At 71.0% G+C, this 24202-nt stretch carries 25 protein-coding genes and 1 other RNA gene; 8 read left to right on the plus strand and 18 right to left on the minus strand.

Going from position 1 to position 24202, the window contains the following annotated elements; genetic code table 11:
- Window positions 1-3 precede the first annotated feature (3 nt).
- The 13 genes from HHL10_RS04125 to gyrA form a co-directional block, all read right to left on the minus strand.
- Window positions 4-744, minus strand: coding sequence for a glycosyltransferase family 25 protein (locus HHL10_RS04125; protein WP_169159079.1), 741 nt, complete (start codon window positions 742-744; stop codon window positions 4-6).
- Window positions 741-1895, minus strand: a complete 1155-nt coding sequence (locus tag HHL10_RS04130) for a glycosyltransferase (RefSeq protein ID WP_235971071.1) — start codon at window positions 1893-1895, stop codon at window positions 741-743. Before HHL10_RS04130 ends, HHL10_RS04125 begins: the two co-directional genes overlap by 4 nt.
- Entirely contained in the window at window positions 1892-2623 is a 732-nt protein-coding gene (locus HHL10_RS04135) for a glycosyltransferase (protein ID WP_169159080.1), read from the minus strand. Before HHL10_RS04135 ends, HHL10_RS04130 begins: the two co-directional genes overlap by 4 nt.
- Window positions 2624-2656: 33 nt before the next feature.
- A complete protein-coding gene (lapB, locus tag HHL10_RS04140) occupies window positions 2657-3802 on the minus strand; it encodes a lipopolysaccharide assembly protein LapB (protein WP_169159081.1) in 1146 nt (381 codons plus the stop codon).
- A 2-nt stretch (window positions 3803-3804) separates the two neighbouring features.
- On the minus strand, window positions 3805-4116 hold the full coding sequence (locus HHL10_RS04145; RefSeq protein WP_169159082.1) for a LapA family protein: 312 nt from the start codon (window positions 4114-4116) through the stop codon (window positions 3805-3807).
- A 142-nt stretch (window positions 4117-4258) separates the two neighbouring features.
- Window positions 4259-4579 carry an integration host factor subunit beta gene (locus HHL10_RS04150; protein WP_169159083.1) on the minus strand — a complete coding sequence of 107 codons (321 nt, stop codon included), beginning with the start codon at window positions 4577-4579 and terminating at the stop codon, window positions 4259-4261.
- Between the two features lie 21 nt (window positions 4580-4600).
- The gene (rpsA, locus tag HHL10_RS04155; protein WP_205832902.1) at window positions 4601-6316 is read right to left on the minus strand and encodes a 30S ribosomal protein S1; all 1716 of its coding nucleotides are present in this window, start codon (window positions 6314-6316) and stop codon (window positions 4601-4603) included.
- A 171-nt stretch (window positions 6317-6487) separates the two neighbouring features.
- Complete coding sequence (locus HHL10_RS04160; protein ID WP_169159084.1) at window positions 6488-8533, minus strand: bifunctional 3-phosphoshikimate 1-carboxyvinyltransferase/cytidylate kinase; 2046 nt, start codon at window positions 8531-8533, stop codon at window positions 6488-6490.
- Between the two features lie 52 nt (window positions 8534-8585).
- A complete protein-coding gene (locus HHL10_RS04165; RefSeq protein ID WP_169159085.1) occupies window positions 8586-9470 on the minus strand; it encodes a prephenate dehydrogenase in 885 nt (294 codons plus the stop codon).
- 1 nt (window position 9471) lies between these two features.
- Window positions 9472-10572, minus strand: coding sequence for a prephenate dehydratase (gene pheA, locus HHL10_RS04170; RefSeq protein WP_205832903.1), 1101 nt, complete (start codon window positions 10570-10572; stop codon window positions 9472-9474).
- Window positions 10565-11665, minus strand: a complete 1101-nt coding sequence (gene serC / locus HHL10_RS04175; RefSeq protein WP_169159086.1) for a 3-phosphoserine/phosphohydroxythreonine transaminase — start codon at window positions 11663-11665, stop codon at window positions 10565-10567. The genes pheA and serC overlap by 8 nt, the downstream gene beginning before the upstream one ends.
- Window positions 11666-11672: 7 nt before the next feature.
- A complete protein-coding gene (locus HHL10_RS04180) occupies window positions 11673-12227 on the minus strand; it encodes a DUF2059 domain-containing protein (RefSeq protein ID WP_169159087.1) in 555 nt (184 codons plus the stop codon).
- Window positions 12227-14893, minus strand: a complete 2667-nt coding sequence (gyrA, locus tag HHL10_RS04185; RefSeq protein ID WP_169159088.1) for a DNA gyrase subunit A — start codon at window positions 14891-14893, stop codon at window positions 12227-12229. Before gyrA ends, HHL10_RS04180 begins: the two co-directional genes overlap by 1 nt.
- Window positions 14894-15168: 275 nt before the next feature.
- On the opposite strand from gyrA, the gene ompA reads away from it, so the two are divergent.
- From ompA to ssrA, 4 genes are all read left to right on the plus strand, one after another.
- Window positions 15169-15813, plus strand: a complete 645-nt coding sequence (ompA, locus tag HHL10_RS04190) for an outer membrane protein OmpA (protein WP_169159089.1) — start codon at window positions 15169-15171, stop codon at window positions 15811-15813.
- Window positions 15814-15890: 77 nt separating this feature from the next.
- Entirely contained in the window at window positions 15891-16592 is a 702-nt protein-coding gene (gene ubiG / locus HHL10_RS04195; RefSeq protein ID WP_169159090.1) for a bifunctional 2-polyprenyl-6-hydroxyphenol methylase/3-demethylubiquinol 3-O-methyltransferase UbiG, read from the plus strand.
- A gap of 57 nt (window positions 16593-16649) precedes the next feature.
- Complete coding sequence (gene gph, locus HHL10_RS04200) at window positions 16650-17315, plus strand: phosphoglycolate phosphatase (RefSeq protein WP_169159091.1); 666 nt, start codon at window positions 16650-16652, stop codon at window positions 17313-17315.
- 21 nt (window positions 17316-17336) lie between these two features.
- Window positions 17337-17696: a transfer-messenger RNA gene (gene ssrA, locus HHL10_RS04205) on the plus strand.
- Window positions 17697-17795: 99 nt separating this feature from the next.
- Here ssrA and HHL10_RS04210 read toward each other — a convergent pair.
- Window positions 17796-18575 carry an SDR family oxidoreductase gene (locus HHL10_RS04210; RefSeq protein WP_169159092.1) on the minus strand — a complete coding sequence of 260 codons (780 nt, stop codon included), beginning with the start codon at window positions 18573-18575 and terminating at the stop codon, window positions 17796-17798.
- A 143-nt stretch (window positions 18576-18718) separates the two neighbouring features.
- On the opposite strand from HHL10_RS04210, the gene HHL10_RS04215 reads away from it, so the two are divergent.
- Window positions 18719-19102, plus strand: coding sequence for a cupin domain-containing protein (locus HHL10_RS04215; protein ID WP_169159093.1), 384 nt, complete (start codon window positions 18719-18721; stop codon window positions 19100-19102).
- A 153-nt stretch (window positions 19103-19255) separates the two neighbouring features.
- Complete coding sequence (locus HHL10_RS04220) at window positions 19256-19774, plus strand: hypothetical protein (protein ID WP_169159094.1); 519 nt, start codon at window positions 19256-19258, stop codon at window positions 19772-19774.
- A 114-nt stretch (window positions 19775-19888) separates the two neighbouring features.
- Here the strand turns inward: HHL10_RS04220 and HHL10_RS04225 are convergent, their stop codons facing one another.
- Window positions 19889-20572, minus strand: coding sequence for a L,D-transpeptidase family protein (locus HHL10_RS04225; RefSeq protein ID WP_205832904.1), 684 nt, complete (start codon window positions 20570-20572; stop codon window positions 19889-19891).
- A gap of 241 nt (window positions 20573-20813) precedes the next feature.
- Here HHL10_RS04225 and HHL10_RS04230 point away from each other — a divergent pair, with 241 nt between their 5' ends.
- The gene (locus tag HHL10_RS04230) at window positions 20814-21323 is read left to right on the plus strand and encodes a DUF2231 domain-containing protein (protein ID WP_169159095.1); all 510 of its coding nucleotides are present in this window, start codon (window positions 20814-20816) and stop codon (window positions 21321-21323) included.
- Between the two features lie 109 nt (window positions 21324-21432).
- Here HHL10_RS04230 and HHL10_RS04235 read toward each other — a convergent pair whose 3' ends face one another.
- Together HHL10_RS04235 and HHL10_RS04240 are read right to left on the minus strand one after the other, a co-directional pair.
- Window positions 21433-22137, minus strand: a complete 705-nt coding sequence (locus HHL10_RS04235) for a class I SAM-dependent methyltransferase (RefSeq protein WP_169159096.1) — start codon at window positions 22135-22137, stop codon at window positions 21433-21435.
- A gap of 99 nt (window positions 22138-22236) precedes the next feature.
- The gene (locus tag HHL10_RS04240; RefSeq protein WP_169159097.1) at window positions 22237-22941 is read right to left on the minus strand and encodes an SGNH/GDSL hydrolase family protein; all 705 of its coding nucleotides are present in this window, start codon (window positions 22939-22941) and stop codon (window positions 22237-22239) included.
- A 110-nt stretch (window positions 22942-23051) separates the two neighbouring features.
- On the opposite strand from HHL10_RS04240, the gene HHL10_RS04245 reads away from it, so the two are divergent.
- Complete coding sequence (locus HHL10_RS04245; protein WP_169159098.1) at window positions 23052-23192, plus strand: hypothetical protein; 141 nt, start codon at window positions 23052-23054, stop codon at window positions 23190-23192.
- An 80-nt stretch (window positions 23193-23272) separates the two neighbouring features.
- On the opposite strand, the gene HHL10_RS04250 is transcribed toward HHL10_RS04245, so the two are convergent.
- Window positions 23273-24175: a DMT family transporter gene (locus HHL10_RS04250; RefSeq protein WP_169159099.1), complete on the minus strand. Its 903-nt coding sequence runs from the start codon at window positions 24173-24175 to the stop codon at window positions 23273-23275.
- Between the last annotated feature and the right edge of the window lie 27 nt (window positions 24176-24202).

Raw genomic sequence — 24202 nt, forward strand, 5'->3', positions numbered from 1 at the left:
CGGTCACAGCGGCTGACGGCCGGCGAGAAAGTTGTTCCAGGAGTATTCGAGCTGGTAGCGCCACTTGCGCAGGCGCTGGAGCCAGCTCAGGCCGCGGTGATTGACGCCGATGGTCGAGGTGAAGCTCTCCTCGTTGAGCTGCACCGGGTAGGGCAAGGCGCCGAACAGGCGCAGTCCATGCTCCCAATGGTGGCGCAGATCCACGTCCACCGGCCGGCCAAAGGGCGGCAGGTGCCGCGTGAGCTTGCGAGCACCTTCCAGGCTGATGGCATAGGCACCCGTCAGGCTGGGCACGCGGCGGTAGCGCACCAGGTCCACGCCGGCCACCAGGGGCCAGCGCTGCCGGGGAGCCTCACGCTCGCGGCCGACGAGCTTGACCATGTCCCATTCGTCGCTGCGCCGTGCCAGCGCCTCCAGGACCACGGGCAGTTCGGCGCCGGGTGACACGTCGTCTTCCAGCACCAGCGCGCAAGGCTGGCCGCGCTGCACCATCAGTTGCCAGATCTTGAGATGGCTGGCGTAGCAGCCGATCTCGCCGGGCGTCAGCGGGCGGAAGAAGCAGCGCCGGTTCAGATCGGGCGCGTACAGCCGGGCCAGCGCCTGCGGCGCGAGCTCGCGGCCCACCACCGCATTGACCCACTCGGGCCTGATGCCCGCGGCCTGCAGCTCGGCCTGCATGCGGCGGCGCCGCTGCACCGCCGAGGGCATGTTGATGACGTAAACGGGCAGGGGGGCGGTGCTCATCGGGTCGGGGCTGCCGGGCGCAGCGACAGCAGCAGGCGCTCGTAGGCGCCGGTCATGTCCTCAAGGCGATAACGGTGCATCACCTCTTCACGAGCCCGGCGCGCCAGGGCCGCGGCCGCGGCCGGGTCGCGCAGCAATTGCTCAAGGGCGTCGGCCAGGGCCGGGGCGTCGGCATGCGCCACCAGCCGGCCCGTGACGCCGTCTTCGATCAGCTCCTGGATGCCCGGCACGGCGCTGCCCACCACGGCGCAGCCGGCAGCCATGCCCTCCACCAGCGACAGCGGCATGCCCTCGTAGTGCGAGCTCAGCACGCAGATCTGATGGCTCATCAGCAGCCCGGGCACGTCGGGGCAGTGGCCCAGGAAGCGCACCTGGTCCTGCACGCCCAGCTCCTGCGCCAGCGCCTGGGCCGTCTGCAGGTGGCGCCGGCTGCCCTGTCCGGCCAGCAGCAGCGGCGGGCACAGGCCGCGCTGGCGCAGCAACGCCAGCGCGCGCAGCAGCGTCGGATGGTCCTTCTGACGCGCGAAGCGGGCCGCCATGACGATGCCCGGCGTGCGCGCTGCGTAGGGATGGAGCTCGGCATCGGCAAAGGGCGCGGTGCGGATGCCATTGCTGATGGCCAGCGTGCGCTCGGCGGGAAAGCCCAGCGCCAGGAGCTGGCGGCGCACGCCTTCGGAGCAGCCGACGATGGCCGCCGTGCGCCGCGCCAGCCAGTGCGCCTGCGCCAGACGCCAGCGCGTGTAGCGCTCGCGCGAGTTGTGCTCCACGTGCACCAGCACCGGCACGCCGGCCAGCAGGCCCGCGTAGCGGCCCCACAGGTGGTCGCTGAAGCCATGACAGACCAGCACGTCGGGCTCTAACTCGCGGCACAGCCGCGCCAGCGACCAGACCGTGGCGGCATGCGACCAGCCCGGCACCAACCGCACCGGGACGCCCTCGCGCTGCAGCTGCGCCACGCGTGCCAGCGGCGTTTGCCGCTTGCGCCTCAACGCCAGCAGCGGCGCTTGGGTGCCGCCGTCAAGCGCCGCGCGCACCAGGTCCAGCGCCACCTGCGTGGCGCCGGAGAAGCCGCCGGTGACGAAATGAATGACGCGCAGCGGGCGCGCCGGAGATGCTGCGGGTGCGCCCATGTCCTGCGGCAGCGCGCTCATTGGGTCCAGTACTTGGCAATCCACGGGGCCGGCCGGGCGTAGCGCCAGTTGCCGTTGCTGCGGCCGGCCAGCGCGTCGGGCGGGTTCATCACGCCATGGAAGATGAGAATGCGCGCCCCTGCCGGTATGGCCGGCTCGCGCCAGTAGTTGGTGGGAAAGCGCGGAATGCAGTGGTACTTCCAGCTCGCGCACCAGGGCGCCGGCCAGTAGTCCAGCTTGCCCTGCTTGTGCAGCACGTCGGAGAGAAAAGCCTGCTCGTTGCGGAAGTTGGCGCGCGCCTCCTCGGGCCGAGCGCGGAACTGCGCCAGCACGTCCGCATGCGCGCCAAGCTCGAAGCGGTAGACGGAGGAGTTGCCGGTGACGCGCCAGGGCCGCTTCCAGTCGTGAATGATCAGGAACCGGCCCGGCAGCTCGAAAAAGGGCGTGATGTCGTCCACGATGACCACGTCCAGGTCCAGAAACAGCGCCGTCCCGCGCAGACCGTGCAGGTCAGCCTCGAAGGTGGTGAGCTTCTTCCAGCCGCGCTCGGGAATGCTGGCGGGCAGCGCCAGGTCCGGGATGGGCAGGCAGCGCACCTCGGGCCTGACGCCCGCGCCGTCATCTGTAAGGCAGACGAAGCTGAAGTCCCCGCGCAGGTACCGGCGCACCATGGCGTAGAGGCGGTTGACGTACTCGGGGCCGTACTTGGTGCCCCATTTCATGCACAGGATGACGCGCTGCTGGCTCATGGTTGTAGTAGTTCGTGGAAAAAGGCAGGCGTGTCAAAGATCTTCGATGCGCCGCGGCGGGTAGGTGTCCCAGCCCTGGCAGCCGGGGCATTGCCAGAAATAGTTGCGGGCCTCGAAGCCGCAGGCGGCGCAGCGGTAGCGCTGCATCGGCTGCGCCGCGCGCGCGACGCTGGCCTGCAGCTGCGGCCGGGTGTCCTCGGCCCAGTCGGCCGGCGGCAGCTCCAGCACCTGCGCCGCCACCGACAGCGCCGGCTGCTGGCGCAGGTGGTCCAGCAGCCGCTGCGCGGCCTGCTCGGGCGTGTCGAGCTTGCGCAGCGCGGCCAGCAGGTTGGTGTCGGGCTGCTGGGCGTAGACCAGCTCCAGCTGCTCGCGCGCATGGGCGCGCTGTCCGGCCGTCAGCGCCGCCTGGGCGTAGGCCGCGGCCACCAGCGGGAAGGTGCCGGGATGGCGGGCGCGCAGCTCGTCCCAGGCCTGCAGCGCCTGGGCCACGCGGCCGGCGCGCAGGTGCCGCTCGCCTTCCAGCAGCCAGGGCCGCGGCGCCGTCGGCGCCACCTCGCGCGCGCGCTGCAGCGCGGCCTGCGCGCCCTCGGCATCGCCGCGGGCGTCGGCCTCCTGCGCCACCTCGCACCAGTAGTGCCCGATGCGCGTGGCGAAGGAGCCGATGCCGCTCTTCTCCAGCCGCGCCGCCACCTCGGCGGCGGCGCGCCAGTCGCGCGAGCGCTCGTGCAGCGTCAGCAGCGCCAGCCGGGCCTCCGTGTCGAAGGGCGTGCCCTCCAGCGCGCGGAAGGCCTCCTCGGCGCGGTCGAACAGGCCCGCCTTCATGAAGTCCTGCGCCAGCGCGTGCTGTGCGCGCTCGCGCTCGCCGGTGGAGAGGTCGCCGCGGCGCAGCAGGTGCTGGTGCACGCGCACGGCGCGCTCGAACTCGCCGCGGCGGCGGAACAGGTTGCCCAGGGCGAAATGCAGATCGGCGCTGTGCGGGTCGTCCTGCACCGCCTCGACGAAGGCGTCGATGGCCTTGTCCTGCTGCTCGTTGAGCAGCAGGTTCAGGCCCTTGAAATAGGCCTTGGGCGCGTCGCGCTGCTCGCGCACCCATTGCCGCATTTCCAGCCGCGAGGCCAGCCAGCCCAGCGCGAAGGCCACCGGCAGCGCCAGCAGCAGCCACAGGGGGTCGAGCACCATGTTCAGAGTCCCTCGCGCGGCGGGTGTTCGGGGATCGGCTCGGCCACGCCCGACACCGGGGTGGCGGCCGCGGCGGGCGTGGCGGTGTCGGTCTGGCGCGTGGCTTGGCGCCGGTGGTGCCACCAGGACGGCACCATGGCCAGCACGCCCACGGCGCAGCCCGCGGCAAAGGCCGCCAGCACCACGATGACCAGCGGCGCGTGCCAGGCCTGGCCGAAGAACCAGTGCACGGTGGCGGTGTGGCGGTTGTTGAGGGCGAACGCGAAAAGCGCGAAGAAGAGGAAGGCCCGCAGGAGCCAGACGAGGAGGCGCATGGGCGGGCGATTCTAGCGAGCGCTCACGGGCGGCCTTTGCGCCGCGGCAGGCCCGTGCCGGGCCGGCGCGGTGCCCAAAAGCAAACGGCGCCCGAAGGCGCCGCTGGTGCGAATGAGGGACCGGACCGGGGCCGGGCCTGGATCAGCCGGCCGCGAGCTCGGCGGGCTCCGGCGCGACGGGGACGTTGGCGTCCACCGCCTCGCGCAGCGCCTTGCCGGGCTTGAAATGCGGCACCAGCTTCTCGGGGATCAGCACCGGCTCGCCGCTGCGGGGATTGCGCCCCATGCGCGGCGGGCGCCGGTTGATCGAGAAGCTGCCAAAGCCCCGGATCTCGATGCGGTGCCCGCGCGCCAGGGCGTCGGACATCGCGTCGAGGATGGTCTTGACCGCGAACTCGGTGTCGCGGTGGGTGAGCTGGCCGAAGCGCTCGGCCAGCTCGGCCACGAGGTCGGAACGGGTCATGACCGTCGGGCGCCTTCAGTCTCAGCCGTTGTCGCGGTTGTCCAGCTTGGCGCGCAGCAGGGCGCCCAGGCTGGTCGTGCCGGCGGTTTCGCGCTCGTTGCTCTGCGACAGGCGCTGCATGGCTTCCTGCTGCTCGACGTTGTCCTTGGCCTTGATCGACAGCTGGATCGAACGCGTCTTGCGGTCGATGTTGATGATCATGGCGTTGACGTCGTCGCCTTCCTTGAGCACGTTGCGCGCGTCCTCGACGCGGTCGCGGCTGATCTCGGAAGCGCGCAGGTAGCCCGTCACGTCCTCGGTCAGCTGGATCTCGGCGCCGCGCGGGTCGACCGTCTTCACCTTGCCGCTGACCAGCGAGCCGCGGTCATTGAGCGTGGTGAAGGTGGCGAACGGGTCGCCGTCGAGCTGCTTGATGCCCAGGCTGATGCGCTCGCGCTCCACGTCCACGGCCAGCACCACGGCCTCGACTTCCTGGCCCTTCTTGAAGTTGCGCACGGCGGCTTCGCCGGGCTCGTTCCAGGACAGGTCGGAGAGGTGCACCAGGCCGTCGATGCCCTGCGCCAGGCCGACGAACACGCCGAAGTCGGTGATCGACTTGACGGGGCCCTTGACCTTGTCGCCGCGCTTGACGGTCTCGGCGAACTCTTCCCAGGGGTTGGGCTTGCACTGCTTCATGCCCAGAGAGATGCGGCGCTTATCCTCGTCGATCTCCAGGACCATGACTTCGACTTCCTCGCCCAGGGACACGACCTTGGCGGGAGCGACGTTCTTGTTGGTCCAGTCCATCTCGGAGACGTGCACCAGGCCTTCGATGCCCGGCTCGATCTCCACGAACGCGCCGTAGTCGGCGATGTTGGTGACCTTGCCGAACAGGCGGGTGCCGGCCGGGTAGCGGCGCGACACGCCGTGCCAGGGGTCGTCGCCCAGCTGCTTCAGGCCCAGCGAGACGCGGTTCTTCTCGGCGTCGAACTTCAGCACCTTGGCGTCGAGCTCCTGGCCCACCTGGACCACTTCGCTCGGGTGACGCACACGGCGCCAGGCCATGTCGGTGATGTGCAGCAGGCCGTCGATGCCGCCCAGGTCCACGAAGGCACCGTACTCGGTGATGTTCTTCACCACGCCGTGGACGATGGCGCCCTCGGTCAGCGTCTCCAGCAGCTTGGCGCGCTCTTCGCCCATCGAGGCTTCGACCACCGCGCGGCGGCTCAGCACCACGTTGTTGCGCTTGCGGTCGAGCTTGATGACCTTGAACTCCATCGTCTTGCCCTCGTAAGGAGTCAGGTCCTTGACGGGGCGGGTGTCGATGAGCGAGCCGGGCAGGAAGGCGCGGATGCCGTTGACCAGCACGGTCAGGCCGCCCTTGACCTTGCCGGAGACGGTGCCGGTGACGAACTCGCCGGACTCCAGGGCGTTTTCCAGCGACAGCCACGAGGCCAGGCGCTTGGCCTTGTCACGCGACAGGATCGTGTCGCCGTAGCCGTTTTCCAGGGCGTCGATGGCCACCGACACGAAGTCGCCGACCTGCACTTCGACCTCGCCCTGGTCGTTCTTGAATTCTTCGATGGGAACGTAGGCCTCGGACTTGAGGCCGGCATTGACCACCACGAAGTTGTGCTCGATGCGCACCACTTCGGCAGAGATCACCTCGCCGGCGCGCATGTCGCGCTGCTGCAGGCTTTCTTCGAACAGGGCGGCAAAAGACTCGCCGCCCTGGGTGGCGGTTTGGGTATCCATCATGTGGGTGTTTCCTGGCCGGGGGCCGCGTCGGAAGCGGTGCCGGCGTTTGCTTGCAACTGCCGTTGCGGGGTTAGGTTGCGAATCCGCTGCCCCGGCGCGCCTTGCGGTGCGGGGAAACTGCCCAGGCGGTGCGAAGGCAGCGGGCCAGCGGGCCCGGGTGCTCCGGTGTCGTCAGGACTGCGGCGTGCCGCCGTCCGCGAACGGTCCGCGCTGTGCCCACCACTGCAGCACGATGGCGGTCGAGGCCTCCACCGTCTGCGCCGAGTTGTCCAGCAGCAGCGCGTCCTCGGCCGGCTTCAGCGGCGCGATCTGGCGGTTGCGATCCCGCTCGTCACGCGCCTCCAGGTCGGCCCGGAGCTCGTCGATACTAGCAGAAATTCCTTTTGAAATCAATTGCTTATACCGGCGCTCGGCGCGCATGGCCGGACTGGCGGTCAAAAAGACCTTCAGCGGCGCGTCCGGGAAGATGACGGTGCCCATGTCGCGCCCGTCGGCCACCAGCCCCGGCGCGCGCCGGAACGCCAGCTGCACCGCGTACAGCGCGGCGCGCAGCTCGGGCAGCGCCGAGATGCGCGAGGCCGTGGTGCCGACCTCCTCGCGGCGCAGCTCGCCGCTGACGTCCTGGCCGTCCAGCCACAGCCGCTCGCCCTCGAAGCGCAGGTTCAGCCCGCGTGCCAGCGCGGCCATGGCCGGCCCGTCGGTGGTGTCCACGCCGCGGGCGAGCGCCGCCAGCGCCGTGACGCGGTAGAGCGAGCCCGAGTCCAGCGTGTGGTAGCCCAGCGCCCGCGCCACCGAGCTCGCCAGCGTGCCCTTGCCCGAGGCGGTGGGGCCGTCGATGGTGATCACCGGCACCAGCGCGCGTTCGGTGCCGGCAAGCTGGAACAGCGTCTCGAAATAGTCCGGGAAGGTCTTGCCCACGCACCTCGGGTCGAGGATGCGCACCGGCACCGGCGGCTCCGCGTCGGCCAGCGGGTTGAAGGCCGCCAGCGACAGGCACATCGCCATGCGGTGGTCGTCGTAGGTGTGGATCGCCGCGGGCCGCCAGCCCGACAGTGCCGGCGGCGTGACCTCGATGAAGTCGGCGCCTTCCACCACCGTAGCGCCCACCTTGCGCAGCTCCGCGGCCATGGCGGCGATGCGGTCGGTCTCCTTGACGCGCCAGCTGGCGATGTTGGTCAGCCGCGTGCTGCCGCGCGCGTACAGCGCCATCACCGCCAGCGTCATGGCCGCGTCGGGAATGTGGTTGCAGTCCAGTTCGATCGCGCGCAGCGGCCATTGCCCGCGCTGCACCTCGATGGCGTTGGGTTCCAGCGTCACCCGCGCGCCCATGGCGCGCGCGGCGTCCACGAAGGCCACGTCGCCCTGGATCGACTCGCTGCCCACGCCCTCGATGCGCACCGGCTTGTCGGTGGCCGCGATCGCGCCCAGCGCCACGAAGTACGAGGCCGAGGAGGCGTCGCCCTCGACGTAGATCTCGCCCGGCGAGCGGTAGGCGCTGCCCTGCGGGATGGTGAAGCGCTCCCAGCCCTCGCGCTGCACGGCGATGCCGAAGCGCGCCAGCAGCTTGAGCGTGATGTCGATGTAGGGCTTGGAGATCAGCTCGCCCTGCACCTCGACCGTGACGGGTGCGTCCTGGCTCACCAGCGGCAGCGCCAGCAGCAGCGCGGTGAGGAACTGGCTGGAGACGTCGCCGCGCACGCGGATGGGCGCGGCGGTGTGCGCCCGGCCGCCGGCGCTGCCCTTGAGGCGCAGCGGCGGGTAGCCGTCCTGGCCCAGGTAGTCCACGCCGCAGCCCAGCTGCCGCAGCGCGTCCACCAGGTCGCCGATGGGGCGCTCGTGCATGCGCGGCACGCCCGAGAGCTCGAAGCTGCCGCCCTGCGTGGCCGCCAGCAGCGCCAGCGCCGCGGTGAGCGGGCGCATCGCCGTGCCGGCGTTGCCCAGGAACAACTCGGCCGCGTGCTCGCGCAGCCGGCCGCCCAGGCCGGTGACGCGCAGCGGGCCCTTCGCATCCGCCTCCACGCCGCAGCCCAGGCGGCGCAGCGCCTCCAGCATCACGCGGGTGTCGTCCGAGTCCAGCAGGTCGTGCACCAGGGTCTGGCCCTCGCACAGGCCGGCCAGCAGCAGCACGCGGTTGGAGATGCTCTTGGAGCCCGGCAGGCGCACGGTGCCGGCGGCACCGGTGAGCGGGGGCAGGTCGAGGAAGGGGATGTCGTACATGCGGCGGATCGCGTCAGTTGCGCGCCGCGGCGACACGGCGCGCCAAGGTGTTTCAGCGGGAGGGTGAGGGCGGCGCGCCCAGGTGCCAGCGCGCACGCGCGTGCGCCACTTGGCGGATGTGGTCTTCCAGCGCCACGGCATCGCCCGAGCGCAGCAGCTGCTCGAAGCCGTCGAGCGCCTGGCGGAACTGCCGGGCCTGGCGCAGCACCTCGTCGCGGTTGGTGAGCAGGATGTCGCGCCACACCGCCGGGTCGCTGGCGGCGATGCGCGTGAAGTCGCGGAAGCCCGGGCCGGCCAGGGCCAGGAAATCCGCCCCTTCGGGCTGCTGCGCGACACCGTCGAAGAAGGCGTAGGCCAGCAAGTGGGGCAGGTGGCTCACGGCGGCGAAGGCGGCGTCATGCGCCTCGGGGCGCATGCAGCGCACGCGTGCGCCGATGGCCTCCCACAGCGCCGCGGCGCGCTGCACCAGGGCCGGCGGGTTCTCGGGCAGCGGCGTGAGGATGGCCTGGCGCCCGGCGTAGAGCGCAGCGTCGGCATGGGCCACGCCCGCGGTTTCCTTGCCGGCGATGGGGTGCGCGGGCACGAAACGGGCCAGGCGCTCGCCCAGCACGCGCCGCGCCGAGGCGGCCACGTCGCGCTTGGTGCTGCCCACGTCCATCAGCAGCGCGTCCGGGCCCAGCACCGGGGCGACCTCGGCCAGCACGCCTTCGGCGGCCTTCACCGGCACGGCCACCAGCACCAGGTCCGCGCCCTGCGCCGCCTGCGCGGCGCAGGGCGCGATCTCGTCGATCACGCCCAGGCGGCGGGCTTCCTCCAGCGCGGCGGTGTCCGGGCCGCAGCTCACGACGTGGTGAACCAGGCCCGCGCGCCGCAGCGCCAGGGCGAAGGAGCCGCCCATCAGGCCGCAGCCCACCAGCGCCAGCCGCTCGATGCGCATGTCAGTGCCGGTCCAGCGGGTAGCCGCCCAGCAGCTTGAAGAAGCTGCAATGCGCGCGCAGCGCCTGCAGCGCCTGCGCGACATGGGGCTCCTCGGGGTGGCCCTGCAGGTCGATGTAGAAGTAGTACTCCCACTGGCCCGAGCGCGCCGGGCGCGACTCGAAGCGGCTCATCGACACGCCGGCCTCCTTGAGCGGCACCAGCAGGTCCACCATCGCGCCGGGACGGTTGGCCACCGCCACCACCAGGCTGGTGCAATCCATGCCGGAAGGGGCGGGCAGGCTCTGGCGCTGCGGGTCGGCCACCATCACGAAGCGGGTGCGGTTGAGCGGGTCGTCCTGCACGCCCGGGGCCAGCACGTGCAGCCCGAACTCGTTGGCCGCGCGCGTGCTGGCCAGCGCCGCCAGCGACGGGTCCTGGGCCGCCATGCGCGCGCCCTCGGCATTGCTGCTGACGGGACGCCGCTCCACGCCCGGCAGGTGCCGCGACAGCCATTCGTGACACTGCGCCAGCGCCTGCGGGTGCGCGCACACGGCCTGGATGCCGTCCAGCTCCTCGCGCAGGCGCAGCAGGTTGTGGCGCACCAGCAGGCTGGTCTCGCCGACGATGGTCAGCGGCGTGGTGAGGAACAGGTCCATGGTGCGCGCCACGGCACCCTCGGTGGAGTTCTCCACCGGCACCACGCCGAAGTCGGCCGAGCCGGCGCTGGTGGCGCGGAACACCTCGTCGATGCTGGCGCAGGGCACGCGCACGATGGTGCTGCCGAAGTAGTTGAGCGCGGCTTCCTCGGTGAAGGTGCCCGCCGGGCCCAGGAAGGCCACGCGCGTGGGCGTTTCCAGCGCGCGGCAAGCCGCCATCACCTCGCGCCAGATCGGGGCCAGGCTCTCGTTCTTGAGCGGGCCCGGGTTGACGGCCTTGAGGCCCTCGATCACCTGCTGCTCGCGCTCGGGGCGGAACACCGGCGAGCCTTCCTTCTTCTTGATCTCGCCCACGGCCTGCGCCAGCGCGGCGCGGCGGTTGATCAGGGCCAGCAGCTCGCGGTCCACCGCGTCGATGTGGGCGCGCAGCCCGGGCAGGTCTTGGGGCAGGGAAGCGTCAGCCATGGCGGGCCTGGAACTCGGTCATGTAGGACACCAGCGCCTGCACGCCTTCGAGCGGCATGGCGTTGTAAATGGAGGCGCGCAGGCCGCCCACGGACTTGTGGCCCTTGAGCTGCAGCAGCCCGCGCGCCACCGCGCCTTCGAGGAACGGGGCGTACAGCCGCTCGTCGGGCATGAAGAAGGGCACGTTCATGCGCGAGCGGCAGCTGCGCTCGACCTTGTTGCTGTAGAAGCCCGAGGCGTCGATGGCGCCGTAGAGCAGCTCGGCCTTCTGGACGGCGCGCCGCTCCATCTCCGCCACGCCGCCCTGGCGCAGCAGCCACTGGAACACCAGCCCGGCGATGTAGATGGCGTAGGTCGGCGGCGTGTTGAACATCGAGCCGTGCTCGGCCACGGTCTTGTAGTCGAAGGCCGAGGGGCACACCGGCAGCGCGTGGCCGACCAGGTCCTCGCGCACCATGACGATGGTCAGCCCGGCCGGGCCGATGTTCTTCTGCGCGCCGGCGAAGGCCAGCCCCACGCGCGACCAGTCGATGGCGCGCGAGAGGATGTGCGAGGAGCAGTCCACCACCAGCGGCGCGTCGCTGCCCAGGCTTTTCAGGTCGGGCAGCTCGTGGAACTCGATGCCGTGAATGGTCTCGTTGCTGCAGAGGTGCAGGTAGCGCGCCTCGCGGCGCAGCCTCCAGGTCGCCGGGTCGGGCAGGGTGGTGTGGCTGCCGTCGGCGGCGGTGTTGGCGGCGGCGAGCTGCGCGTCGCAGTACTTCTTCGCCTCCTTGAACGACTTCTGCGACCAGCTGCCGGTGACGACGAAGTCCGCCGCGGCGCCGCCCGAGAGGTTCAGCGGCACGATGGCGTTCTCGGCCAGGCCGCCGCCCTGCATGAACAGGATGTGGAAGTTCGGCGGCACCGCCAGCAGCCGGCGCAGGTCGGCCTCGGCCTGGTGGGCGATGGCGATGAATTCCTTGCCGCGATGGCTCATCTCCATCACGCCCATGCCGCTGCCATGCCAGTCCAGCATCTCGGCGGCGGCCTGCTCCAGCACCTCGGCCGGCAGCGCCGCGGGGCCGGCGGAGAAGTTGTAGGGACGCTGCTTCATCGCTGGCTTACTTCTTGGGGGCGCTGGCCGAGGGCGGCAGGCTCACGCCGGCGGTTTCCAGCCGCTTGCGGATCTTGCCTTCCAGGGTCTTGATGCGCGGATCGACGGTGGACTTGGTCTCGGTCACCAGCTTTTGCGTCAGGGCCTGCTGCATCTCGGGCGTCGCCTGCTCGAACTTCTTCGACACCGGCGATTCCATCCAGGCAATGATGGTCTTGAGCTCGTCCTCGCTGAAGCGCGAGTCCAGGATGGCGCCCAGCGTCGAGGGCGCGAGCTCGGCGGCGCGCTTGCGCAGCGTCGGCTCGATCTCGTCATGGAACTTGCGCACCTCGGCCTGGATGTCCTTGGCGGCGGCTTCGCGCTTGTCGGCCGGGGCGGCCTGCAGCGCCGGGATGACGGCCTGCAGCAGCTGGTTGGCGGTCTGCAGCGCGATGGCACGGCCCACGCCTTCGGCGCCCTGCAGCTGCAGCTGCACCGCCTTCTGCACCAGCTCGCTCTTGGTCTGGGCATGGGCGCTGCCGGCCACGGCCAGCGCCGCGGCCAGCGCGATCGATTTCCACATCAGCTGTTCTCCTCGCCGGCCTTGGGCGCGGCCGGGTTGTCGTTCTCGTCGCCGGCCTCGACAGGCGCGGTGCTGTCCACGTTGGCATCGTTCTCGACGATGCGCTGCAGCCCGCCCAGGCGGGCGCCGTCGTCCAGCGCGATCAGCGTCACGCCCTGCGTGGCGCGGCCCATCTCGCGGATCTCGGACACGCGGGTGCGCACCAGCACGCCGCGGTCGGTGATGAGCATGATCTCGTCGGCCTCGCGCACCAGCGTGGCGGCCACGACCTTGCCGTTGCGCTCGCTCTGCTGGATGGCAATCATCCCCTTGGTGCCGCGGCCATGGCGCGTGTACTCGGTGATGGGCGTGCGCTTGCCGTAGCCGTTCTCGGTGGCGGTGAGCACGCTCTGCGACTCGTCCTCGGCCACCAGCATCGCGATCACGCTCTGCCCCGGCTCCAGGTTCATGCCGCGGTTGCCGCGCGCGGCGCGGCCCATGGGACGCAGGTCGTCCTCGGGGAAGCGCACCGCCTTGCCGCCGTCGGAGAACAGCATCACGTCGTGCTGGCCGTCGGTCAGCGCCGCGCCCACCAGGTAGTCGCCCTCGTCGAGCGTGACGGCGATGATGCCGGCCTTGCGCGGGTTGCTGAACTCGTCCAGCGGCGTCTTCTTGACCGTGCCCAGCGCGGTGGCCATGAACACGTAGTGGTCGCCGGGGAAGGTGCGGAACTCGCCCGTGAGCGGCAGCACGACGGTGATCTTCTCGTCGGGCTGCAGCGGGAACATGTTGACGATGGGCTTGCCGCGCGAGGCGCGCCCGCCCTGCGGCACCTCGTAGACCTTGAGCCAGTACACGCGCCCGCGGTTGGAGAAGCACAGGATCCAGTCGTGCGTGTTGGCGATGAAGAGCTGGTCGATCCAGTCGTCTTCCTTGGTCTGCGCCGCCTGCTTGCCGCGGCCGCCGCGGCGCTGGGCGCGGTACTCGGCCAGCGGCTGGCTCTTGATGTAGCCCGTGTGCGAGAGCGTCACGACCATGTCGGTGGGCGTGATCAGGTCCTCGGTGCCGAGCTCCTGCACGTTGTGCTCGATGGTGCTGCGCCGCGCGCCGACCTTGGTCTGGCCGAACTCCTCGCGCAGCGCCTTGAGCTCGCCGCCGATGATGGCCGTCACGCGCTCGGGCTTGGCCAGGATGTCGAGCAGGTCGGCGATGGTGGCCATCACGTCGCGGTACTCGCCGATGATCTTGTCCTGCTCCAGCCCCGTGAGGCGCTGCAGCCGCATCTGCAGGATCTCGCCGGCCTGCTCGTCGGAGAGCCGGTACAGGCCGTCGGGCTGCAGCCCGTAGTGCAGAGGCAGGCCTTCGGGGCGGAAGGCCTCGCGTCCGCCGGGCGTGTCGGCCTGGGCGCGCACGAGCATCTCGCGCACCAGCGACGAGTCCCAGCTGCGCGCCATCAGCTCCGTGCGCGCCAGCGGCGGCGTGGGCGCGGCCTTGATGATGGCGATGAAGTCGTCGATGTTGGCCAGCGCCACGGCCAGGCCTTCGAGCACGTGGCCGCGCTCGCGCGCGCGGCGCAGCTCGTACACGGTGCGCCGCGTGACGACCTCGCGCCGGTGCTCCAGGAAGATCTCCAGCAGCTGCTTGAGGTTGCACAGCTTGGGCTGGCCGTCCACCAGGGCGACCATGTTGATGCCGAAACTGTCCTGCAGCTGGGTCTGCTTGTAGAGGTTGTTGAGCACGACCTCCGGCACCTCGCCGCGCTTGAGCTCGATCACCACGCGCATGCCGGACTTGTCGGACTCGTCCTGGATGTGGCTGATGCCTTCGAGCTTCTTCTCGTTGACGAGCTCGGCGATGCGCTCCAGCAGCGTCTTCTTGTTGACCTGGTAAGGAATCTCGTCGACGACGATGGCCTGGCGCTCGCCGTTCTTGCCGATGTCCTCGAAGTGGCAGCGCGCACGCATCACCACCTTGCCGCGGCCGCTGCGGTAACCCTCGCGCACGCCGGAGAGGCCGTAGATGATGCCGGCGGTGGGAAAGTCCGGCGCCGGGATGATCTCCATGAGCTCGTCGAGCGTGGCGTGCGGGTGCGCCAGCAGGTGCGCGCAGGCGTCCACCACCTCGTTGAGGTTGTGCGGCGGGATGTTGGTGGCCATGCCCACGGCGATGCCGGCGCTGCCGTTGACCAGCAGGTTGGGCAGCCGCGTGGGCAGCACCAGCGGCTCCTTCTCGGAGCCGTCGTAGTTGGGGCCGAAATCGACGGTTTCCTTGTCGATGTCGGCCAGCATCTCGTGGGCGATCTTGGAGAGGCGGATCTCGGTGTAGCGCATGGCCGCGGCGTTGTCGCCGTCGACCGAGCCGAAGTTGCCTTGCCCGTCCACCAGCATGTGGCGCAGGGAGAAGTCCTGGGCCATGCGCACGATGGTGTCGTACACGGCGCTGTCGCCGTGCGGGTGGTACTTACCGATGACGTCGCCGACGATGCGGGCGGACTTCTTGTACGGGCGGTTCCAGTCGTTGTTGAGCTCGTGCATGGCGTAGAGCACACGCCGGTGCACGGGCTTGAGGCCGTCGCGCGCATCGGGCAGGGCGCGGCCCACGATCACGCTCATGGCGTAATCGAGATACGAGCGCCGCATCTCCTCTTCGAGGCTGATGGGCAGGGTTTCCTTGGCGAACTGGGTCATGAGGCGACGGGCGCGGCAGCAGGCGCGCGGGCGCAAGGCCGGCTCCGCGAAAGCAGCGGATCGAGGATTCTAAGCCGCGCGGCCTGTAGCACCGGCGCAACAGGGTGAGCCGCCGCGCTGGGGCGCCCGGGCCAAAATGGGCAGGTCAAGAAGCCCCCGATGGCACAATGGGTCGTCGGTGGTGATCGCTCGCGAGACCGGGTGTTTGCCGGGTTTTCTTGCTTCCGATTCGGACGTTTCGCAGAGTCCTGCGGCTTTCCTTGAGAGGAGAATCAATGAAGAAACTGAACGCCGTGGCGGTGCTGTTTGCATCCGCCGCGCTTGCTGCCCCGCTGTCGAGCGCCTTTGCCCAGACGGTCGACAACTGGCGTGCCACGGATGGCACGGTGGTCAAGAACGGCACCAACGAACTGTGCTGGCGCGACTCTTCCTGGACGCCGGCCACCGCGGCCCAGGAGTGCGATGGCGCCCTGAAGCCGGTCGCCGCTCCGGCTCCGGTCACCACGCCGGCCCCGGCGCCCACGCCGGCTCCGGCCGCCCCGGCCGTGCCGCCGGCCCCGGTGAGCGAGAAGGTCACCTACGCCGCTGACGCGTTCTTCGACTTCGACAAGGCCGTGCTCAAGCCCGAAGCCCGCGCCAAGCTCGACGACCTGGTGTCCAAGACCGGTGGCGTGAACCTGGAAGTCATCATCGCCGTCGGCCACACCGACTCGGTCGGCACCGATGCCTACAACCAGCGCCTGTCGGTGCGCCGCGCCGAAGCCGTCAAGGCCTACCTGGTGAGCAAGGGCGTCGAAAAGAACCGCGTCTACACCGAAGGCAAGGGCGAGAAGCAGCCCGTGGCCGACAACAAGACCGCGGAAGGCCGCGCCAAGAACCGCCGCGTCGAGATCGAAGTGGTCGGCACGCGCGCCAAGTAATCCGGTCCACGGACCGTCGAGTCGCAAACCCCGCCCCGGCGGGGTTTGTGCTTTTCTGAAGGGCTACGATGGGCGCCATGATCAACGCCGACCCCCAGGAGCTGGCCAAGTTCAGCGAGCTCGCCCACCGCTGGTGGGACCCTGACAGCGAATTCCGTCCCCTGCACCAGATCAACCCGCTGCGGCTGCAGTGGATCGAGTCGCTGGTGCCGCTGGCCAACAAGCAGGTCCTTGACGTGGGCTGCGGCGGCGGCATCCTGGCCGAAGCCATGGCCCAGCGCGGCGCGCAGGTGCTGGGCATCGATCTGGCCACCAAGCCGCTGAAGGTCGCGCAGCTGCATGCGCTGGAGTCCGGCGTGCACAACGTGGACTACCGTGAAGTGGCCGTGGAGGCGCTGGCGGCGGAGCAGCCGGCGCGCTACGACGTGGTGACCTGCATGGAGATGCTGGAGCATGTGCCCGCGCCGGAGTCCGTGGTGCGCGCCTGCGCCACGCTGGTCAAGCCTGGCGGCTGGCTGTTCTTCTCCACGCTCAACCGCAATCCCAAGGCCTTCCTGTTCGCCATCGTGGGCGCGGAGTACGTGCTCAACCTCCTGCCGCGCGGCACGCACGAGTACGAGAAGTTCATCCGTCCCAGCGAGCTCGCGCGCTGGTGCCGCGATGCCGGGCTGGATCTGCAGCGCACGCGCGGGCTGGAATACAACCCCTTCACACGCCGCTACGCATTGACGCACGACACCAGCGTCAACTACCTCTTCGCCCTGCGCAAGCCGGCCTGAACGCCGCAGGCTGCGGGCCCTGCCGCCCGCGGCGCCATGCTCTCCACGAGGCTGCCCATGACCGCTTCCATTCGTTGCGTGCTCTTCGATCTCGACGGCACGCTCATCGACAGCGCCCCCGACCTGGCCGGCGCGGCCAACGCCATGCGCGCGGCGCGCGGCCTGTCCGCGCTGCCCTACGAGCGGCTGCGTCCCATGGTGGGCAGCGGCGCGCGCGGCATGGTGCACGCGGCCTTCGCCGTCAGTCCGGGCGATACCGATTTCGAGGCGCTGCGTGACGAGTTCCTGCAGCGCTACGCCCAGGGCCTGTTGCAGCGCACCGCCGTCTTCGCGGACATGGTGCCCGTGCTGCAGGCGCTGGAGCGTGCGGCGCTGCCCTGGGGCATCGTCACCAACAAGCACGAGCGCTTCACCCTGCCCGTGGTGCAGGGGCTGGCGCTGCATGAACGTGCCGCGGCGGTGATCTGCGGCGACACCACGCCGCATTCGAAGCCCCATCCCGAGCCGCTGCTGGAGGCGGCGCGCCGCATTGGCGTGGCGCCGCAGAACTGCATCTACGTCGGCGACGATCTGCGCGACGTGCAGGCCGGCCGCAGCGCCGGCATGCGCACGCTGGCGGCTGCCTGGGGCTATTTGGGCGAACGCGAGCCCATTGACGACTGGGGCGCCGATGTCGTGCTGAAAAAGCCCTTTGACCTCTTGAACTGGCTGGGACTGCCTTAAAATCCCAGCTTCCTTTGCAAAGGGGCCGACCCGGTTTCGACGTGGGTGCGGATCCGGCGCAGGGCATGCCGAGCACCAGTTCGCTCGTAAATCCACTGGAACAAAGTAACTGCGAACGACGAACGTTTCGCTCTCGCCGCTTAACACCGGTGAGCCTCTCAACGGCAGGCCGATGGGCCGGGCCCGCAAGGGCTGAGAGGTCATTCACATCGGCTGGTTGCTGACCGGGTCACTCGGTCGGTAGCGAGATCAAGTGACTGGCTTCGCAGGTAGCGTGCTGCTGCGCGACCTGCGAGGCGAGACTCAAATCAGCCAGCTAAGCATGTAGAACTGTCCGGTGATGGCTTGCGGACGGGGGTTCAATTCCCCCCGGCTCCACCAATCCCGAAAAAGCCCTGCCTCCCCGGCAGGGCTTTTTTCTTTATGCCTGCCACTGCGCGTGGCCGTGGCTTTCGTGCGCGCGCGGGCTGCGGGGTCCGTTCAGCCCCGGCCCACGTAGGGCATGCCGGTGGCCATCACGGTCATGGTCAGCACGTTGGCTTCCAGCGGCAGCCGTGCCATGGCCATGAAGCTGCTGACCACGGCGTCCATGCGCATGCGCGGCTCGGGGCGCACGCTGCCGTCGGCCTGCATCGCGCCCTGGGCCATCAGCTCGGTCATGTCGGTGGCGACGTTGCCGATGTCGATCTGCCCCACCGCGATGTCGAAGGCGCGCCCCTCCAGCGCCGCCGCGCGCGTGAGGCCGCTGATGGCGTGCTTGGTGATGGTGTAGGGCGAGGACAGCGGCCGCGGCACATGCGCCGAGATCGAGCCGTTGTTGATGATCCGCCCGCCGCGCGGCGCCTGCCGCTTCATCAGCCGGAAGGCCTGCTGCGTGCACAGCAAGGGGCCGCTCAGGTTCACGTCCAGCGCCGAGCGCCACTGCGCCGGCGACAGCTCCTCCAGCGGCGTGGGCGCGGTGAAGACGCCAGCGTTGTTGAACAGCAGGTCCAGCCGCCCGAAGCGCTGCTGCAGTGTGTCGAAGAGCTGCTCAACAGCCACGGCGTCGGCGACGTCCGCGCTCACGGCCAGGGCGCGCGTGCCGATGTCGCCCCACGGATCGCCCGCCTCGGCGATGGCGTCCTGCAGCGGCTGCAGCCGCCGTCCGGCCAGCACCACGCGCCAGCCGTCGCGCAGCAGCGCCTGCGCGCAGGCCTTGCCGATGCCGCTGCCCGCGCCGGTGACGAGCGCGACCTTGTCGTGGGGAGAAGTGCTGTTCATGAGTTTCGTGAAAGGCTGGTGAAGCAACGGGCCGGCCGCGGGCGCCGCCATCGACGGGCCCCGGCCGCCGGGGTGGGGCGGCAGTATGCAGCAGGGTCCAGGGGGCTCCGGCCGGGGAGCGGCGCACGGCCACAATCGGCGCCATGAGCACCTTCACCCAAGTCCAACTCTTCACCGACACCGACGGCCGCGCGCGCTTTCGCGAGGTCCAGATTCCGCTGAGCGAGGGCACGCCCGCGGCGCGGCTGTCCGCGCTGCTGCCCGCCGCCGCGCTGCAACTGCGCCAGAGCCCGGTGGGCTTCCAGAGCGATTTCCACTGCACCGGCCATCCGCAGTGGCTGTTCGTGCTGCGCGGGCGCATGGAGATCGGGCTGCAGGACGGCAGCAGCCGCGTCTTCGGCCCGGGCGAACATTTCTACTCGGCCGACACGCTGCCCGAGGGCACGGTGTTCGACCCGGCGCTGCACGGCCACCGCAGCCGCGCCCTCGGCGACGAGCCGCTGGTGACGCTGTTCGTGCGCGCCTGAGCGGGAGCGGCCGACAGGGCGGGAGCCGCAGCGCCGTGCACCGGGCACGTGCGTTGCCAACTCCGTTGCGCCAAGACGGGACGTCCGATGGTGCGGAGCGACACGCTCCGCACCGCCGGACGTCGGCGTCGGCGTCACACAGGAGTCCATCACATGAGCATCCTTCGCAAGAGCCTTCTGGCCGCAGCCATCTCCGCGGTCGCGGCCGTCGGCGTCGTCCACGCGCAGTCGTCCAGCTCAGGCGCTACCGGCAGCAGCCCCAGCAGCACCGGCACGGGCGCGACCTCCGTCGGCGCACCGCCGCCGAGCGGTCCCAACACCGCCACCAGCCCCAGCGTCACCGGCGCGGGCGCCGGCAGCACGGGCACCAGCGGCTCGACCGGCTCCACCACCGGCGCGGGTACCTCCAGCTCCGGCAGCATGGGCTCGGGGTCGGGCACGGGCTCCAGCAGCACCGGGGTCACCGGCGACAACACCTCCGGCAACATGGGCACCACCCCGGGCACCATGGGCAACAACGCGTCGGGCACGACGGGCACGACGGGCAGCAGCATGGGCAGCGGCACCGGTGGCACGGGCTCCTCGGGCAGCACCGGCATGTCCGGCAGCACCGGCTCGTCGGGCGGCAGCTACGGCACCGGCACGCGCACCCCGCGCGCCGATCGCAACTGAACCCCCGGCATTGATCCCGGGCCCGCCGGGCCCCGGGCACAAGCGACAAAGGGACCGCCGCGCGCGGTCCCTTTGCCCTGTGGGGTGGCGCCGAGGGCCCGATGGCCGCCCGGCTCAGCGCAGGCGCCGGGCGCCGTCCGAGCCCTGGGCCAGTGCCGACCGGGCCGCCGGCATGCGCAGGAACACCTCGCGCAACGGGCGCACGTCGGGCAGCACGTACACCACCGGCGGCTGGCCGGCGCGGCTCACCGGCATCAGCACGGTCTCGAAGAACTTCGTGGGCACGTTGATGCAGCCATAGGAGATGCGGTTGTCGGCCACGCCCGGGCTGGCCAGGCGCTGCAGCCGGCGCTCGACCGGGTTGGTGGTGAGCACGCGGTGCATGGACACCGCGGCGTCGTAGTCCACCCACAGCACGTCCTCGCCGCGCAGGTTGCGGCCGATCTCGCCTTCGAAGCGCCCGGCCGGCGTGGTGCGCTCGTGCGGCTTGACCTGCGCCAGCGGCCGCTCGCCGATGCCCGGCACCGTGTCGTCGCCGCGCGCCAAGCCCAGCAGTACCGGCGCGGCGCCGCGCAGCAGCCCGCCGGGCTCGAACACGTAAAGCCGGGCCTGGCGCTTGTCCACGATCAGGAAGGGCCGCTGCGCCGCGTCGCCCGAGGTCACCACCCAGTCGGCCACGGTGCGTGCCGCCGTCGAGACGCGCTCGGTGCCGAAATCCGCCCGTGGCGCGGCCCAGGCTGCACCGGCCAGCACCGCACCCGCCAGCAGGGTCGCCAGGCGCCCGCTCAGCTTCCTCATGCTCCGTACTCCCGTCATGTCGATACGGCTGCCACGGCAAGGTTGGTTCCCGAGCCCATGCCCGGGCCATGCCCTGGGGAAGCCCGCCACCGGGCCGGGGCCGGCATCCCGATTGCGACGCGATGCGCAGCCCACCGGCCTGGCTGGCCAGGCCTTTACCGCAAGCCTTGCCGTGCGCTCTGCCGGTGGTTTTGGTTCCACGCCCGTTTGCACGGCGCCCCGGCGCCGAAGGAGTCTCGTCATGGAAAGCCGCGCCCGCCTGCTGGGCCATCCCGTGCACCAGCAGCTCATTGCCTTCCCGCTGGGCCTGCTGGCCACGGCCCTGCTGTTCGACCTGATCTACCTGGTCGGCGGCAACGGCACGATGGCCTTCGTGTCCTATTGCCTGATCTCCGTGGGCCTGGTCACGGGGCTGGTGGCCGCGCCCTTCGGCACCATCGACTGGCTGGCCATTCCCTCGGGCACGCGCGCCAAGCGCATCGGGCTGCTGCACGGCGTGGGCAACCTGGTGGTGATGGGAATCTTCCTGGGCAGCTGGCTGCTGCGCCACGGCACGCCCGAGGCGCCCGAGTCCGGCGCCTTCGTGCTGTCCTTTGCCGCCGGGGCGCTGGCGCTGGTGACGGCCTGGCTCGGCGGCGAGCTGGTGAGCCGGCTGGGTGTGGGCGTCTCGGACAACGCCGGGCTCAATGCCGCGAGCTCACTGCGCGACTCCGGCACGGCCCACGACCACGCGCCGCTGCGCGGCCGCTGAAGGTTCGCGCGAAGCCGCCAGGGGCTTCTCCCGGGCCTGGCCCCGGGAGCCTTGCAAGACGGTTGCTGAAGAAATTACCAGCGCCCTGCAGCCGCCGGGGCACGGCGGCTCAGCCCTTGGTGTTGCGCAGCACCACCAGGCGCGACAGCCCGAACAGGTTGACCGACTGCACGGCCTGCAGCTGCCAGTCGTGCACGAGGATGTTCTCCTCGAAGCCGAAGTCGGAGCGGAAGCCCACGCGCTGCGCCATCGAGCGCACGGCGCGCTCCATGAGCCACCAGAAACGGCTGCCGCTGAAGTGGTTGACGACGAGGATGGTGCCGCCGGGGCGGCACACGCGCCGCACCTCGGCCACCAGGCGCGACGGTTGCGGCGTCACCGACAGCACGTAGGGCATGGTGACGCAGTCGAAGCTGTCGTCCTCGAAGTCCATGGCCTCGGCGTTCATCAGGTGCAGCGCGATGTCGCGCCCGGGCAGCGCCGCGGCGCGCTGGCGCGCGCGCTCCAGCATCTCGGCCGACAGGTCCACGCCCACCACGCGGGTGTGCTGCGGATAGCTGGCCAGCGTCAGCCCGGTGCCCACGCCCACTTCCAGCACCGAGGCGGGCTGCAGCGCGGCGGCGGCCTGCGCCATGGCGCGGCGCCCGGGCTCCAGCACGCGGCCGAACACCAGGTCGTAGAGCGAGGAGAAGCGGTCGTAGGTCCGCACCACGCTCTGTTCGGGCAGGGCCGCCAGCGGCGCGGGGGGCACCGCGCCGTCGTGTCGGGAGGGAGCTTGCTTGCCGCGCCGGGCGGCTTGGGGCGTGGAGCTCATGGGCGTCGGGCCTCCTGGGGGGTTGTATGGGGAGTCTTCGCGGTGAGTGGGGCGGCGTGCAACCGGGGTGCCCATGCCTGGCGCCGTCCGGCCACCGGTTCACAGGGCGGCCCAGAAGGCGCGTCGCACTTCGGAGGCGCCCACGAGGCTGGGCTCGATGGTGCGCACGAACCAGGAGGGATCGCCGCGCAGGAAATGCGCATGCAGGTCCACCAGGCGGCCGTGGCGCGCGGCCAGCGTGCCGAGGATGTCGTTGACGCGCCGGTGGTTGGCGCGGGCCAGCGCCGCGGGCACGCCCAGGAAGTTGCGCGTGTCGTCGCCGAAGGTCGGGTCGTACACCGTGCCCAGCAGCACCGGGCGCACCGGCAGGGTGCGCAGGAACTCCGCCAGCGCGGCCTCGAAGGCGCGCAGCCCCGCGCCGCCGTCGCCGGCCAGGCCGCGCAGCAGGTCGTTGCCGCCCACGGTCAGCAGCGCGGCCGCGGGCTCCTTGGGCGGGCGCAGCCCGCGCGCCTGCGCCTGCAGGCCTGCCACCGTGGCGCCGTCCACCGCGCGGTGGTCCAGCCGCGCCGCGCCGCGGCGGTGCTGCAGGTCGCGGCCCTTGAACTCGGGAAACAGCGCATCGTCATTGCGCACCAGCAGGGCGCCCGGGTGCACGCCATGGGCGTTGTAGCGGCCGCAGTCGAGGATGGAGTCGCCAAAGGTCAGCAGCGTGAAGGGCGGCTGCGCGCCACGCGCCACCGGGGCCAGCAGCGCGGTTGAGGCCGCGCACAGCCAGCGGCGCCGGGCGTTCCGGAAGGGATGCATGCGCGGCTTGCGGCAGGCGGCATGCCTCGCTGCCACCCCCCGGTTCGCGGGCATTGGGATTGCCCGCTGCACGTGTCGGCAATGTCGCCGATTCCCCAAAGAGGCAGGCCATGAACCAGCAGAAGGGCAGCTCCAGCCAGCAGCAGCAAGGCCAGGGCAAGCAGTCGCAGAACAAGCAGCAGGACCAGTCCAGCTCCAGCCGCAAGCAGCAGGACCAGAAGAGCCAGCAGCGCAAGCAGCAGCAGAAGTAGGTCGCCCTTTTCTCCCTTTCCCCTTGGGTCCGACCCGCCGCGGCGGGTTGGTGCGTTTGGGGGCAGGGAAGGTACCGGGCTCAGGCGCTGGGTTTCGCGGCGGTGCCGAAGGGCCGCCACCAGCCCGTGGCCAGGCTGGTGCCCAGCAGGATGACGGCGCCGCCCAGCAGCATCGACAGCGTCAGCGCCTCCTGCAGCGCCAGGAAGCCCCACAGCACCGCGAACAGCGGGATCAGGTACGTCACCGTCGTGGCCCGGGCTGGGCCGACGCGCGCGATGAGCCGGAAATACAGCACGTAGGCCACGCCGGTGCTCAGCACGCCCAGCGCCAGCGCGGCGCTCCAGGCGGTGAGGCCCGCCGGCTGCGCCGGCCAGGCCAGCGCCGCGGGCAGTGCCAGGGCCAGCGTGGCCACGCCCTGGCTGCCGGTGGCCAGCGCCAGCGCCGGCACGCCCGTGAGCCAGCGCCGCGTGGCGTTGGCGGCCACGCCGTACATCAGCGTGGCGGCCAGGCAGGCCAGCACCGCCAGCCCCGTGTCCTGCGCGCCGGCCTTGAAGCTGGCCTTGTCCCAGGCCAGCCCCAGCACGCCGGCAAAGCCCAGGGCCAGGCCCAGCAGGCGCGGCCCGTCCAGCCGCTCCCGGAACCAGATCCATGCCACCAGCGCGCCCCACAGCGGCGTGGTGGCGTTGAAGATCGACGCCAGCCCGGCACTGATGGACTGCGCCGCGAAGCTGTAGCACAGGAAGGGCAGCGCCGAGTTGAGCAGGCCCACCACCGTCAGCGCGCCCCAGCGCCCGCGGCAGGCCGCCAGGGCGCCGGGCTGGGTCAGCCCCAGCAGCGGCAGCAGCACCGCAGTGGCCACGGCCACCCGCACCGCCGCCAGCCCCGAGGCGCCGAAGGCCGGCGCGGCCAGCCGCATGAACAGGAAGGAGCCGCCCCACAGCGCGGCCAGGACGATGAGCTCCAGCCGGTCGCGTCCCTTCATGCCGCCGCTCCCGAGCGCCGCGGCGCG

The sequence above is a fragment of the Azohydromonas caseinilytica genome, from assembly GCF_012927045.1.
In the GTDB taxonomy this organism is placed as follows: Bacteria; Pseudomonadota; Gammaproteobacteria; order Burkholderiales; family Burkholderiaceae_C; genus Azohydromonas; species Azohydromonas caseinilytica.

Coding starts and splice junctions, on each gene's coding strand:
- HHL10_RS04125 (WP_169159079.1), bottom strand. CDS start 744: ATGAGCACCGCCCCCCTGCCCGTTTACGTCATCAACATGCCCTCGGCG.
- HHL10_RS04130 (WP_235971071.1), bottom strand. CDS start 1,895: ATGAGCGCGCTGCCGCAGGACATGGGCGCACCCGCAGCATCTCCGGCG.
- HHL10_RS04135 (WP_169159080.1), bottom strand. CDS start 2,623: ATGAGCCAGCAGCGCGTCATCCTGTGCATGAAATGGGGCACCAAGTAC.
- lapB (WP_169159081.1), bottom strand. CDS start 3,802: ATGGTGCTCGACCCCCTGTGGCTGCTGCTGGCGCTGCCGGTGGCCTTC.
- HHL10_RS04145 (WP_169159082.1), bottom strand. CDS start 4,116: ATGCGCCTCCTCGTCTGGCTCCTGCGGGCCTTCCTCTTCTTCGCGCTT.
- HHL10_RS04150 (WP_169159083.1), bottom strand. CDS start 4,579: ATGACCCGTTCCGACCTCGTGGCCGAGCTGGCCGAGCGCTTCGGCCAG.
- rpsA (WP_205832902.1), bottom strand. CDS start 6,316: ATGATGGATACCCAAACCGCCACCCAGGGCGGCGAGTCTTTTGCCGCC.
- HHL10_RS04160 (WP_169159084.1), bottom strand. CDS start 8,533: ATGTACGACATCCCCTTCCTCGACCTGCCCCCGCTCACCGGTGCCGCC.
- HHL10_RS04165 (WP_169159085.1), bottom strand. CDS start 9,470: ATGCGCATCGAGCGGCTGGCGCTGGTGGGCTGCGGCCTGATGGGCGGC.
- pheA (WP_205832903.1), bottom strand. CDS start 10,572: ATGGCTGACGCTTCCCTGCCCCAAGACCTGCCCGGGCTGCGCGCCCAC.
- serC (WP_169159086.1), bottom strand. CDS start 11,665: ATGAAGCAGCGTCCCTACAACTTCTCCGCCGGCCCCGCGGCGCTGCCG.
- HHL10_RS04180 (WP_169159087.1), bottom strand. CDS start 12,227: ATGTGGAAATCGATCGCGCTGGCCGCGGCGCTGGCCGTGGCCGGCAGC.
- gyrA (WP_169159088.1), bottom strand. CDS start 14,893: ATGACCCAGTTCGCCAAGGAAACCCTGCCCATCAGCCTCGAAGAGGAG.
- ompA (WP_169159089.1), top strand. CDS start 15,169: ATGAAGAAACTGAACGCCGTGGCGGTGCTGTTTGCATCCGCCGCGCTT.
- ubiG (WP_169159090.1), top strand. CDS start 15,891: ATGATCAACGCCGACCCCCAGGAGCTGGCCAAGTTCAGCGAGCTCGCC.
- gph (WP_169159091.1), top strand. CDS start 16,650: ATGACCGCTTCCATTCGTTGCGTGCTCTTCGATCTCGACGGCACGCTC.
- HHL10_RS04210 (WP_169159092.1), bottom strand. CDS start 18,575: ATGAACAGCACTTCTCCCCACGACAAGGTCGCGCTCGTCACCGGCGCG.
- HHL10_RS04215 (WP_169159093.1), top strand. CDS start 18,719: ATGAGCACCTTCACCCAAGTCCAACTCTTCACCGACACCGACGGCCGC.
- HHL10_RS04220 (WP_169159094.1), top strand. CDS start 19,256: ATGAGCATCCTTCGCAAGAGCCTTCTGGCCGCAGCCATCTCCGCGGTC.
- HHL10_RS04225 (WP_205832904.1), bottom strand. CDS start 20,572: ATGAGGAAGCTGAGCGGGCGCCTGGCGACCCTGCTGGCGGGTGCGGTG.
- HHL10_RS04230 (WP_169159095.1), top strand. CDS start 20,814: ATGGAAAGCCGCGCCCGCCTGCTGGGCCATCCCGTGCACCAGCAGCTC.
- HHL10_RS04235 (WP_169159096.1), bottom strand. CDS start 22,137: ATGAGCTCCACGCCCCAAGCCGCCCGGCGCGGCAAGCAAGCTCCCTCC.
- HHL10_RS04240 (WP_169159097.1), bottom strand. CDS start 22,941: ATGCATCCCTTCCGGAACGCCCGGCGCCGCTGGCTGTGCGCGGCCTCA.
- HHL10_RS04245 (WP_169159098.1), top strand. CDS start 23,052: ATGAACCAGCAGAAGGGCAGCTCCAGCCAGCAGCAGCAAGGCCAGGGC.
- HHL10_RS04250 (WP_169159099.1), bottom strand. CDS start 24,175: ATGAAGGGACGCGACCGGCTGGAGCTCATCGTCCTGGCCGCGCTGTGG.